At 34.3% G+C, this 11,887-nt stretch carries 13 protein-coding genes and 2 pseudogenes; all 15 read right to left on the bottom strand.

Features of this window, described 5'->3' with window-relative positions:
• Positions 1-93, bottom strand: a pseudogene (locus HMPREF3264_RS12610) (5'-methylthioadenosine/S-adenosylhomocysteine nucleosidase); the annotation flags it as partial.
• A gap of 305 nt (positions 94-398) precedes the next feature.
• Positions 399-1,655 carry an NRAMP family divalent metal transporter gene (locus HMPREF3264_RS04385; RefSeq protein ID WP_002443200.1) on the bottom strand — a complete coding sequence of 419 codons (1,257 nt, stop codon included), beginning with the start codon at positions 1,653-1,655 and terminating at the stop codon, positions 399-401.
• 12 nt (positions 1,656-1,667) lie between these two features.
• Complete coding sequence (gene pxpA, locus HMPREF3264_RS04380; protein WP_070872056.1) at positions 1,668-2,420, bottom strand: 5-oxoprolinase subunit PxpA; 753 nt, start codon at positions 2,418-2,420, stop codon at positions 1,668-1,670.
• Positions 2,420-3,781, bottom strand: coding sequence for an acetyl-CoA carboxylase biotin carboxylase subunit (locus HMPREF3264_RS04375; protein WP_070872054.1), 1,362 nt, complete (start codon positions 3,779-3,781; stop codon positions 2,420-2,422). The genes pxpA and HMPREF3264_RS04375 overlap by 1 nt, the downstream gene beginning before the upstream one ends.
• Positions 3,782-3,795: 14 nt before the next feature.
• A complete protein-coding gene (locus HMPREF3264_RS04370; protein ID WP_070872052.1) occupies positions 3,796-4,245 on the bottom strand; it encodes an acetyl-CoA carboxylase biotin carboxyl carrier protein in 450 nt (149 codons plus the stop codon).
• A 2-nt stretch (positions 4,246-4,247) separates the two neighbouring features.
• Positions 4,248-5,252: a 5-oxoprolinase subunit C family protein gene (locus tag HMPREF3264_RS04365; protein ID WP_070872050.1), complete on the bottom strand. Its 1,005-nt coding sequence runs from the start codon at positions 5,250-5,252 to the stop codon at positions 4,248-4,250.
• Positions 5,242-5,973, bottom strand: a complete 732-nt coding sequence (pxpB, locus tag HMPREF3264_RS04360; protein ID WP_070872048.1) for a 5-oxoprolinase subunit PxpB — start codon at positions 5,971-5,973, stop codon at positions 5,242-5,244. Before pxpB ends, HMPREF3264_RS04365 begins: the two co-directional genes overlap by 11 nt.
• Positions 5,974-6,436: 463 nt before the next feature.
• Positions 6,437-6,913, bottom strand: coding sequence for a transcription elongation factor GreA (gene greA / locus HMPREF3264_RS04355; RefSeq protein WP_002443210.1), 477 nt, complete (start codon positions 6,911-6,913; stop codon positions 6,437-6,439).
• A gap of 28 nt (positions 6,914-6,941) precedes the next feature.
• On the bottom strand, positions 6,942-7,565 hold the full coding sequence (gene udk, locus HMPREF3264_RS04350; RefSeq protein WP_002443212.1) for a uridine kinase: 624 nt from the start codon (positions 7,563-7,565) through the stop codon (positions 6,942-6,944).
• Position 7,566: 1 nt separating this feature from the next.
• Positions 7,567-8,834, bottom strand: a pseudogene (locus HMPREF3264_RS04345) (U32 family peptidase).
• An 18-nt stretch (positions 8,835-8,852) separates the two neighbouring features.
• Positions 8,853-9,776: a peptidase U32 family protein gene (locus HMPREF3264_RS04340; protein WP_070872047.1), complete on the bottom strand. Its 924-nt coding sequence runs from the start codon at positions 9,774-9,776 to the stop codon at positions 8,853-8,855.
• A gap of 2 nt (positions 9,777-9,778) precedes the next feature.
• Positions 9,779-10,414, bottom strand: coding sequence for an O-methyltransferase (locus tag HMPREF3264_RS04335; RefSeq protein ID WP_070872045.1), 636 nt, complete (start codon positions 10,412-10,414; stop codon positions 9,779-9,781).
• Positions 10,415-10,799: 385 nt separating this feature from the next.
• Positions 10,800-11,126 (bottom strand): DUF1292 domain-containing protein, encoded by a 327-nt coding sequence (locus HMPREF3264_RS04330; protein ID WP_002443216.1) that lies wholly within the window; start codon positions 11,124-11,126, stop codon positions 10,800-10,802.
• A gap of 14 nt (positions 11,127-11,140) precedes the next feature.
• Positions 11,141-11,569 (bottom strand): Holliday junction resolvase RuvX, encoded by a 429-nt coding sequence (gene ruvX, locus HMPREF3264_RS04325; RefSeq protein ID WP_002443217.1) that lies wholly within the window; start codon positions 11,567-11,569, stop codon positions 11,141-11,143.
• A gap of 2 nt (positions 11,570-11,571) precedes the next feature.
• Positions 11,572-11,832 (bottom strand): IreB family regulatory phosphoprotein, encoded by a 261-nt coding sequence (locus HMPREF3264_RS04320; RefSeq protein ID WP_002443220.1) that lies wholly within the window; start codon positions 11,830-11,832, stop codon positions 11,572-11,574.
• Positions 11,833-11,887: the final 55 nt, after the last annotated feature.

Here is an 11,887-nt window from a genome sequence, read left to right as displayed (position 1 = left end):
TTTTACATGAGCGACGTTAATTTCACTTAAGTCGACAATTTTATCTTTAAGAATTGTCACTTCTTCTTCCATTGCTCCGATAATACCTATCATTTCTTTTTACACCTCTTTTATAAAGTCCTAGCATTGGTATTTTATCACATTTTAAAAGTCATCACGATAGAGATAAATCATTTCTCAAATAGGAGGTCGGGACAAAAGTGTTTAGGATTTGAGCAGAACCGAACGATGAGCAAAATTGTTTCTCAAATTTTGTCGAATTGTGAGTGTTACTGCCGAAAATCCTGCTTTTGGGACGCCGTTAATCGGTTTCCCAGAGCATAAAATATAAAGTTCCCAGTCTCTTCATTTTCACAAAAAAATACTCCACACCATAAAGATGTGAAGTATGTATATTATTAACCTTTCCAAAGGCTAGCTAAATCTTGTAGTGAAAAAATTCCTGTGATAATTGTTACGATAACTGCAACAATACCAAATACAAGCATCCAAGTAGGATGTTTGTAATCACCAACGATTGATTTCTTACGACTTGCGATTAAAATGGCACCTAAAGTAATTGGTAAAATCCAACCGTTAATTGCGCCTGCAATAATTAATAAGCTCACGGGCTTGCCAATAAATAAGAAAATCAATGTTGAAATGACGATAAATACAATTACAATTAAATTATTTTTATTGAATAAAGACTTATGAAGCGTCTTTAAAAATGTTGCACTTGTGTAAGCTGAACCAATCACTGAAGACATTGCGGCAGCAAAAATAACTACACCGAAAATATTCTTACCAATTGGTCCTATTGCATGTTCAAATACTGATGCTGGTGGATTATCTGAACTTAATGTCACACCAGTCACGACTACACCTAACACTGCTAAGAAAAGTAAAGTTCTCATAATACCAGTTGTCAAAATACCAGCAATAGCAGAACGATTGACGAATGGTAAAAATTCTTTCCCTTTCATGCCTGAATCGAGTAGTCTGTGTGCACCTGCAAATGTAATATAACCACCTACAGTTCCACCTACTAAAGTAATAATTGGTAAAATTAATTTAATAGGATGTTCTGGAGCAAAAGTATGAACTAATGCATCACCATACGGAGGGTTAGAAACAACCATAACATACGCAACGACTAAAATCATCACGACCCCTAAAATCATAGATACAACGTCCATAATCTTTTGACCACTTTTACTTATAAAAATTAAAATTGAGAAAATAGCAGTAATCGCTGCGCCCCATTTGATATCCAAGCCAAACATTGCGTTTAGACCTAGACCTGCACCTGCAATATTACCTATATTAAATGCTAATCCACCAAATGCAATTAAAATGGAAATAATGGTTCCAAGACCTGGAACAACTTTATTTGAAACTTCCTGTCCGCGTAACCCAGTAACTACAAGTACGCGCCAAATATTAATTTGAGCCCCTATATCAATTAATATTGAAATTAAAATTGCAAATGCGAAACTCGCATAAAATTCTGCAGTAAATACGGCTGTTTGGGTAAGGAAAGCAGGGCCGATTGCTGAAGTGGCCATTAAAAATACTGAACCGTATAATAAACGTCTATGACTTTTATTAAATTTGAATTCTTTTTTTGTCTGATTCGTGTCTTGCTTAGTACTTTGTTTTAAATTTTCTCCCATCGCTGGTACCCCCTATAAGGATTGAATATCAATGCCTTCTTTCGTTAATTTTTTTCTAATTTGAGTTACAAACTCTAGTGCGTGTTCGCCATCACCGTGTACACAAATGGTATCTGCTTTTAAGTCTATTTCTTTGCCATTTTTACTAATGACTTTGTTTTCGGTTACCATTTTTAATACTTGTTGTAGTGCTTCATCTGTATTGCTAATCGTTGCATCTGACTCTTTTCGGCTTACAAGTTGTCCGTCATCTTCGTAACGTCTATCTGCGAAAACTTCTGAAGCCACTTTTAAACCAACTGCTTCAGCTTCAGTAATTAATAACGTATTAGATAAACCTACAAATACAAGTTCTGAATCAAAATCGTAGACCGCTTGTGCAATGGCATGTGCGATTTTAGAATCTCTTGCACCCATTTGATAAAGTGCGCCATGAGGTTTCACGTGATTTATTTTCACACCATGAACCTTGCAAAAGCCATTTAGAGCGCCTAATTGGTAAATAACTAAATTATAGATTTCTTTTGGAGCAATATCCATTGTTCGGCGTCCAAATCCTTGTAAATCTGGTAATCCTGGGTGTGCGCCTATACCAATATTATTTTCCTTTGCGAGTTGAATCGTTTCGTTCATTACATTTTCATCACCAGCGTGAAATCCACAAGCAATATTTGCTGATGTAATTAAAGGAATAATATCCTTATCTCCGCCAAATGAATAATTACCAAAAGCTTCACCTAAATCACAATTCAAATCAATTTGCATTATAGTTCCACCCCTTTAATAATTTGGTGTTTCTCTAAAAATTTAATATCTACATCTCTTGCATCGCCCTCAGCATACAATGGATAACTTAATACTGCATATAAGAAATCCGCTGTAGTTGTAAATCCTTCGATAACCATCTCATCTAGAGCCACTTTTAATTTATTAATTGCTGTTTGTCTATTTGAGTCTTTTACAATGACTTTAGCAACTAAAGAATCATAATACGGTGAGACCTGATATCCAGAATATAATAAAGAATCAACTCGAATATTAAAACCTTGTGGTAAATGTAATTTTTTTACTTTACCAGGCGTAGGTTGAAATTTCTTTTCAGGATTTTCCGCATTAATACGTGCTTCAATAACGTGACCATTAAAGACAATGTCTTCTTGTTGGAATGGTAATTCATCATGTTGCAATAAGTAAAGTTGAGCTTGTAATAAATCTCTATCAGCACGCATTTCAGTAACGGTATGTTCAACTTGTATACGCGCGTTCATTTCTATGAAATAGTGTGCGTCTTCCGTAACTAGAAATTCAATGGTTCCTGCGCTTCGATAATTTGATGCTCTAGCTACTTTAACAGCATCGTTACATATTTGTGCTCTTCTTTCTTCAGATAGAGCAGAACATGGTGATTCTTCAATAAGTTTTTGATTTTTACGTTGAACTGAACAATCACGTTCACCTAAATGGACATAATTATCTTTTCCATCACCAATGACTTGAACTTCAACGTGTTTCGCAACTGGTATAAAAGCTTCTACATAGACACGATCATCGTTAAAATATTTTTGTCCTTCACTTTTAGCTTCTTTTAAAGATTTCTCCAACTGTTCCGGTTCTTTAACGATTCGAATACCTTTACCGCCGCCCCCACTAGCAGCTTTAAGAACGACGGGATAACCTATATCTTCAGCGAGTTCTTTAATTTCTTCAACATTTTGAACTTCATCAGTTGAACCAGGAATGACTGGGACACCAGCTGCATCTACGGTTTGACGTGCTGTGATTTTATCTCCCATCAATTCCATCGTTTTCTTGTTCGGTCCGATAAAGTGGATGTCATTATCTTCAACAGCTTCTGCAAACGTAGTTGATTCAGATAAGAAACCATAACCAGGATGAATCGCATTCGCACCAGTCACTTCTGCAGCGGAAATAATGCGATCAATATTTAAATAACTATCTAGAGGGTTAGCTTCGCCGATACATATGGCTTGATCTGCTAAACTTACGTGTAGACTATCTTCATCGCCTTTCGCATAGATAGCAACAGTTTCAATCTTCATTTCTCTGCACGCTCGGATAATCCTTACGGCAATTTCCCCTCTGTTTGCAATCAAACAACGATACATAAGTTCATACCCCCTTACTTCACTTTAACTAGTACTTGATCATATTCGACATTTGTACCATGTTCAACTACGATTTCAGAAACCTCTCCACTTACATCACTTGTTACTTCGTTCATTACTTTCATTGCTTCGATGTAACCAATCACATCACCTTCATTAACTTGGTCGCCCACTTTAATTTGAGGATCAGTTAATTCTTTACTGTCTTGTAAAAAGAATGTACCTACCATTGTAGATTTGATTTCTTTAGCATCTGATGATGATTGACTTTCAGCTTGTGAGGGTGATGTTTGTGCGTTTGTATTTTCACCAGATTGTACACTAGATGTTTGAGGTACAGCTTGTGTAGCAGTACCTTCAGTAAAATCAAGTTCGATTTCGTTTTCAAAATCTTTATATTTAAATTTTTTAACATCATTTGATTTTACTAGATTTATAATTTCTTCAATTCTATCTAAATTCATTTTTAATTATCCTCCTTGATAAGTGATGCTAATTTTTTAGAAGTAGCTCTCACATTATCTAAATTAAATAGTGGTTGTTCTGTAACATTTTTAATTAATTCTTCAAAAGTCTGCTCGAATTCTTGTAATTGTTGTGTTGCTTCTTCTACTGATATCCATTCAAAGTGGATTGTTTCACCAGGTTTAAGTTGCGCTAACTTTTTCAAATCGAGCTGTGTCACAGTAGCAATTTTAGTGTATCCGCCTACAGTTTGTTTATCATTTAAGAGAATGATAGGATTACCGTCATTAGGAACTTGAATACTTCCCAAAGCAACAGGTTCAGAAATGATATCAGCTGTCTCCTTAGGAGCGACAGATGGCCCATTTAATCTGTATCCCATACGATCAGATTGGTCAGAAATTTTAAATTCTGATTCAACAAATGTCGTTACTGCTTCTTCTGAAAATGAATTAAACTGTGGGCCTTTAATCACATGAATGACATTATCTTCTGGTAAGGCTTGATAATCTACAGCTTTACCTAAATTTTCTTTAAAATATTCATTGGATTGAGTAGGAATAACATCATCTTTTTTAAGCGCACGACCTTGAAAACCACCTAGTCCACTTCTCGTATGTGTAGAGTAACTATCAGCAATTTTCTCTATGTTTAATGGATTACCAAAAACAAGATAGCCTCTTGCGCCCTCACTAATCTGGCCGATTTCCAACACATCATTTTGTTTTACCTCATAAACGGCTTGAGTGTCTATAGGTTTGTCATTTAATTTTGCGTTTGATGTGCCACCAATAATAGTAAACGTGTTATCACTTAAAAAGTGTATTTTAGGTCCTATTACTGTATATTCAATTGCTGGACCTTCGTTGCCAATAAGTGTTTGTGCGACTTTCAAACTGTATTGGTCTAGTGCACCAGCTCCTGAAAAACCTAAATCCTGATAACCTATTCGTCCTTCGTCTTGAATTGTTGTAAATAAGCCAGGTTGTAATATTTTAATACTCATCTTGATATGTCACCCACTTATCTATATCAAAATTTCCATTACGGATGTCGTCAGAAAGTTGATCGTATTCTTCTTGATCGATTTCATAAAACTGAATGTAATCACCGGCCTCATACATGGTCATGGGTTCTCGATTTAAATCAAAAACTTTTAATGGTGTCCGTCCAATGATTTGCCATCCACCAGGAGAGTCCATAGGATAAAGACCTGTTTGATTGTTGGCAATGCCTACTGATCCAGCTTCAATTTTAAGTCTTGGTTCTGAACGTCTAGGTGTATGCAATTTCTTATCTAGTCCTCCTAGATATGGAAAGCCAGGCATAAAGCCTAGCATGTATATGAGATACGGTTGCTGAGTATGTATTTGTACAACTTCTTTCTCAGATAATTGATTATGTTCTGCAACTTCTTCTAAATCAGGACCATAATCATTTCCATAAAGTACAGGTATTTTAATAATACGTTGATGACTTTGATGTCCATCATCTTTATTTTGTAAACGGTTAAGTTCTAAATTTTCTAACAATTCATTTCCTTTGATTTTTGTATTATCAAAATAAATAAGAATTGCTCGATAAGATGGAATAATTTCAGTTATTTCAGGATGTGATTGTTCTTTTATGTATTCGACTGTTGCTCGAACTTGCTCATATGTTTGTTCACTTATTTCATTATTGAAATATATCATTACAGTTTGTTCGTTGATTAATTGTGTTTCCAACTTTAAAATCCCTCCCCTTTGTAATTTTTAAGGATTTATTTGCTGTAACTATTTAATTGTATCATTGCATTAGAAGATTTGCTTAATAATTAATTCAAATAGTTTGTAATAACCAATAATAATTTGAATTAAAGCATTTTTACTTTGCCAAAATATTGCATCTTCATATCAAAAAAATTACTAATTTTTATTTAATCATACATATTATTTTTTGTCATCGCATATATGCTTAATGACAAAAGTATTTTATCCTATCATTTTTTAAATAAACTTCTTTACATTTACGAAAGTACCTTTTAAGATAAAATTCCATCAATAATACTATAAAAAATGAGCGAAGACATGAAAGTTCATTCTTAAGAATCGATATCATGTCCCCGCTCTAATAATAAGGGTAATTGATATTGAAATAAGTTAATCTCAATACAATTTGTATTAAATTTTCTTATCTATATACTGTTCATTATTTAATATCAACGATTTTAACGTTGATTTCTCCACCATTTGGTAGTGGCACGCGTACTTCATCATTTAAACCTTTACCGATAAGCGCATTTGCCATTGGAGATTCATTAGAAATTTTACCTTTAAAGGCATCTGCTTCAGCAGAACCTACAATTTGGTAACTTTCTTCTTCATCGCCTGGGAGCTCGATGAAAGTAACCGTTTTACCAATTTGAACAACATTGTTATCACCGTTATCTTCAATGATAAGGGCATTTCTAATCATGTGCTCAATACGTTGGATATCTTGTTCGATGAAACCTTGTTCGTCTTTAGCTGCATCATACTCAGAGTTCTCTGATAAGTCGCCGAAAGAACGAGCAACTTTAATTTTTTCTACTACTTCAGGTCTTTTAACTGTCTTTAATTCTTCTAATTCTTGTTCAAGTTGTTCATAACCCTCTTGAGTCATTGGATATTGTTTTTGGTTTTCCATAATGTCATCTTCCTTTACTATTAAGTTACTATTTTTTGCTAACGAGTGATTGAATTTTTGTAGTCATAATATCGATTGCGACCTTATTACTTCCACCTTCAGGAATAATAATATCTGCATGTTTCTTCGTTGGTTCGATAAATTGTTCATGCATAGGTCTGACCACATTTAAATATTGATTAATGACAGATTCCATAGATCGACCTCGCTCTTTCGTATCACGAGTTAATCTACGTAAAATTCTTAAATCTGCATCTGTATCAACATAAATTTTTACATCCATCATATCTCGTAAAGTTTTGTTTTCTAAAGCAAAGATACCTTCTACGATAATAACATCTTTTGGTTCAAATGCAATCGTTTCCTTACTTCGTGTATGATTTGCATAATCATAAGTAGGTACTTCTACTGCTATACCATTTCGTAAATCTTTAAGATTCTGAATAAGTAAATCATTATCGAATGCAAATGGATGATCATAGTTCGTCTCAAGTCTTTCTTCAAAAGTTAAATGAGACTGGTCTTTATAATAGTAATCTTGGGCTAAAAGTGCAACACTATGCCCTTCTAATTCCTTCATGATTTCATTTGTGACCGTTGTTTTGCCGGAACCAGAACCGCCAGCAATACCTATAATAGTAGTTTGATTCATACTAGCCGATTTCCTTTCTCATCATGTTATTTGCATAAATAGGTTGATCGACTTTAATTTGAACAATTTGTAATGGGTGTCTAGCAGCATCTAAACTATTACCTTCCTCATCATAAATTGCTTCAACAACTTGTTTAAAACTTTCAATTTCTGGACCGAAAAATTCTATTTCTTGGCCTGGTTTAAAGTGATTTCGTTGTTGAATTGTCGCTAGTTGAGTTTGTTCGTCATAATCAAGTACAAGTCCACAGAAGTCGTATGCTGATTTCTTAGATTGTGCTTCACCAAACATTTGCTCTTCATATCCTGGCGTACCTTGGAAGAATGCTGGAGCGGTATCACGGTTCGCACATTTTTCTAGTTCTTTGAGCCACTCTGGTTTAATTTTGAAGTTTTGTGGATCTTCCGCATATGCATCTATAACTTTACGATACACTGAAACGACTGTTGCAATGTAATGGATAGATTTCATTCGACCTTCGATTTTTAAAGAATCGATGCCAAGTTCCATCATTTGTGGGATAGATTCTATTAATTTTAAATCTTTAGGACTCATAGCAAATGGAATCACGTCGCCATCTTCATAATACAAATCAAGTTCACCGTCATCATCCACTTGTAGCAAATCATAATCCCAACGACAACTTTGACAACAACCGCCACGGTTTGAATCACGCGCTGTCATATGGTTACTTAATGTGCAACGACCTGAATATGCTATACACATTGCTCCATGAATGAAAGCTTCTATCTCAATATCAACTTTCTCTTTCATCTCTTTCATTTCCATTGCGCCTGTTTCTCGGGCTAATACGACACGGTCTAGCCCTTCTTCTTTCCAAAATTCAACTGCCTTGTAGTTTGAAAGTGATTGTTGTGTTGATAGATGAATTTCTAAACGGGGTGCGACTTCTTTACATGTTTCAATAATAAGTGGATCAGCAACAATAATTCCAGTTGCGCCAGTAGCATCTAATTCACGTAGATAATCTTCTAAACCGTCAATATTCTCATCATGTGCAATTATATTGGTAGTCACGTAAATTTAGCACCATAACGGTTCGCAAAAGCCACACCTTCTGCAATTTCTTCCATAGTGAAATTATCTGCATTTGAGCGTAAACCGTACTCTTGACCACCTAGAAATACTGCGTCAGCACCATAGTGTACAGCAATTTTAAGTTTCTCTAAGTTACCAGCTGGTGCGAGTAATTCCGGCTTTTTCATTTTGGTTTTTGAACTTGATTGAACTTCTTCTAAAGTTTTCATTTGTAATGATAAGCCTCCCTAATATACCGTTTGCTTATATAAGAAACCTTCGTCAAATGGGCGATGTTCAGGTTGAATCTCCTCAATAGGATCAACTAACATGAATTTTTCATCGTCATAAGCTTCTGGATCTTCGTTATATAAATCAATAGCTTCTCTATATTGTTCTGTAACCACATTGATATACGCTTCACTTTGTAAAACACCATCAATTTTAAACGCATCAATACCTGCTTCAAAGAATGGTTCTAATTCTTCAATTAAGCATATATCATTTGGAGACATAATGTGCGTACCATTATAATCCTCGAATACAGGATATTTATTGTCGCGTTCTTCATCATATAGTAGTAAATCATTCTGCGATTCATTACGTTGAATTTTCATCTGTCTATCTTGAAAAGTATAATAATTACCTAAAAGCATGCGTTTAGATTGGAACATACATGTCATTCCATGCACTTGTACTTCTATTTCAACATTGGCATTTTCTTTAATATTGATGATTTCATCTAAACTCAATTCTCTAGCGAGTACCGCTCTTGATGCGCCCTTCTTACCCCAATAATTACATTGGAAATAGTTAGTCACAAGTGTTTCAGCATCCCAATGAAGAGGGATCGGATGAGCTTGCTTTTTAACAAACATCACGACAGCAGGGTCTCCAAATATAATTCGATCTACACCTATGTCATGTAAAAATTGTATGTAGTCTTCTAAAGCATCCAAATGATAATTATGGAAAAGCCCATTAACAGCAGCGTAAACTTTCTTATTGTGATGATGTGCGAGTTGAACCGCTTCTTTCATCATCTCTCGATTAAATTCTCCCGGAAGTCTTAAACCAAATTTTTGTTCACCAATAACAAATGCGTCTGCACCTTTCTCTATTAGTGTTTCCATATGAGTTATTGACTTAGGAGTAACTAATAATTCAACCATAGTCATTCTCCTTTAATTGATATTGCCAAACCATCGTCCATATTTAAAAAGTTCGTCGTATATCCTGGTTGATCCATTAACCATTGATTATATTGTTGTACCTTTTTGACCATTTGTCGTACATTTCTTGACCGTACGATATCAATATTTGAAACAAATCCATGATATAACACATTGTCTGTTACTACGAGCCCACCTTTTTTTAATAAAGGCGTGTATAACTCGAAAAATTTTTTTGATTGTGCTTTTGCAGCATCAATAAATATCATATCATATAGTCTATCACTAACACTGTCATACATTTCGAGTGCATCACCTTCAATCAATCTAATTTGTTCTTCATAATGATATTCTTGAAAATGATGTCTCGCTTGTGCCAGCATATCTTCGTTGCGTTCAATGGTAGTGACCTCTATATCACTAGCCACTGAAGCAAATTGCATAGAACTATAACCGATAGCTGTACCGATTTCTAAAATTTGTTTAGTATGATTCATACGAATTAATTGTTTAATCATATCTAAAGTGAGTTTGTCTACAATCGGAACTTGATTGTCTTCAGCGTAAGATCTTAAATTCTCAATATTTGTATCTAATCTTTGATGTAATTGAGTTAAATAATCTTGGTTTAAATCCATTTAAAATAACTTCCTTTACAGTGATGACTACAATGATTTGTAGACATAAAATAAATCAGTCGAACATTGATTATATCTTAATCAATAAGTATGACTGATTTCTAGAATGGTGCTTCTATATCTTTCATATTAGAAGTAAATAATCGTTTCATAGAAATTAACTTTACATATTTTACCATAAATTGCTCATAAATATAAGAGATAAATAAGTATTAAGGGAGTAAGACAAAAATATCATTCAGCTAGAATTATTTTCGTTGACCTATCGATTCAAGGATGACGTATTGAATATAAAAATAGCAGTAAGAGAATTTCAAATTGAAACCATCTTACTGCTATCATTTTCAGGGGATAATCTCCCCAGCTGTGCTACCATTTAAATCAATTATTCATTGATTTCTGTATTCACTACCTCTTCGATCATATCCCATTCCTCATCTGTTTCGATCGGTACTAATTTACCGCCATCTCCAGATTCGTCAGGTTCGTTAATCATTGGTACAAGTTCAATCATATCGTCTTCGTCTGATTGTGCACCTTCTTCAGCTAATACAACATATTCTTTTTTGAATTCAGGATGATAAAATTCTAACATTTTACGATATAAAACTTCATTGCCATCTTCATCGAATAAAGTTAATAATTCTTCCTCGTTGTTAATGTTTAAATCAGAATCATGATTGTGTTCATGGTTATGGTTATGTTCAGTCATTTTTTATATCTCCTTTATTGGATAGAGTCTAAATAGCCTTGTAATATAAACACAGCTGCCATTTTATCTATTACTTTTTTACGTTTTTGTCTAGAAACATCCGCTTCTAAAAGCGATCGTTCAGCAGCCATTGTGCTTAATCGTTCATCCCACATAATTATTTCTATGGATGGTAAGGCTTCTTGAAGCTTCTCCTTGTATTGTAACGAAGCCTCACCACGAAATCCAATAGAATTATTCATATTCTTTGGTAAACCGATGACGACGGTGCCTACTTGGTTATCTTGAATAATTTCTACTAACTTTTCTATACCTAATTCATTTTGTTCTTCGTTGATTCGGAGTGTGTCTAAACCTTGGGCAGTCCATCCCATTAGGTCACTTATAGCAATGCCAACAGTTTTGCTTCCCACGTCTAAGCCAATAATTTTATGTTTTAACATATTTATTGGTCAGACTCTTTTAAATAATAAGAGACAAGCTCTTCCATAATGACATCTCTATCAATATGGCGAATTTGGTTTCTTGCTTCATTTTGGCGTGGAATGTAAGCCGGATCGCCAGAAAGCAAATAACCTACTATTTGATTCACGGCATTATATCCTCTTTCTTCCAATGTACGGTGTACATTTTTAAGTACTGCTTTGACATCTTCTTTCGGAATTTCTTCATAGTCAAATTTCATTGTTTTATCAAAATTTTCCATACGTGACACTCCTTTTTATGCGTATTATCATTCATTATAATTCTACAATATTATG

Source organism: Staphylococcus sp. HMSC62A08 (assembly GCF_001839105.1).
GTDB classification, from domain to species: domain Bacteria; phylum Bacillota; class Bacilli; order Staphylococcales; family Staphylococcaceae; genus Staphylococcus; species Staphylococcus caprae.
Note: the sequence above shows the minus strand (reverse complement) of the source record. Positions and strands in the feature narration are given on the sequence as shown.

Coding starts and splice junctions, on each gene's coding strand:
- HMPREF3264_RS04385 (WP_002443200.1), bottom strand. CDS start 1,655: ATGGGAGAAAATTTAAAACAAAGTACTAAGCAAGACACGAATCAGACA.
- pxpA (WP_070872056.1), bottom strand. CDS start 2,420: ATGCAAATTGATTTGAATTGTGATTTAGGTGAAGCTTTTGGTAATTAT.
- HMPREF3264_RS04375 (WP_070872054.1), bottom strand. CDS start 3,781: ATGTATCGTTGTTTGATTGCAAACAGAGGGGAAATTGCCGTAAGGATT.
- HMPREF3264_RS04370 (WP_070872052.1), bottom strand. CDS start 4,245: ATGAATTTAGATAGAATTGAAGAAATTATAAATCTAGTAAAATCAAAT.
- HMPREF3264_RS04365 (WP_070872050.1), bottom strand. CDS start 5,252: ATGAGTATTAAAATATTACAACCTGGCTTATTTACAACAATTCAAGAC.
- greA (WP_002443210.1), bottom strand. CDS start 6,913: ATGGAAAACCAAAAACAATATCCAATGACTCAAGAGGGTTATGAACAA.
- udk (WP_002443212.1), bottom strand. CDS start 7,565: ATGAATCAAACTACTATTATAGGTATTGCTGGCGGTTCTGGTTCCGGC.
- HMPREF3264_RS04340 (WP_070872047.1), bottom strand. CDS start 9,776: ATGGTTGAATTATTAGTTACTCCTAAGTCAATAACTCATATGGAAACA.
- HMPREF3264_RS04335 (WP_070872045.1), bottom strand. CDS start 10,414: ATGGATTTAAACCAAGATTATTTAACTCAATTACATCAAAGATTAGAT.
- HMPREF3264_RS04330 (WP_002443216.1), bottom strand. CDS start 11,126: ATGACTGAACATAACCATAACCATGAACACAATCATGATTCTGATTTA.
- ruvX (WP_002443217.1), bottom strand. CDS start 11,569: ATGTTAAAACATAAAATTATTGGCTTAGACGTGGGAAGCAAAACTGTT.
- HMPREF3264_RS04320 (WP_002443220.1), bottom strand. CDS start 11,832: ATGGAAAATTTTGATAAAACAATGAAATTTGACTATGAAGAAATTCCG.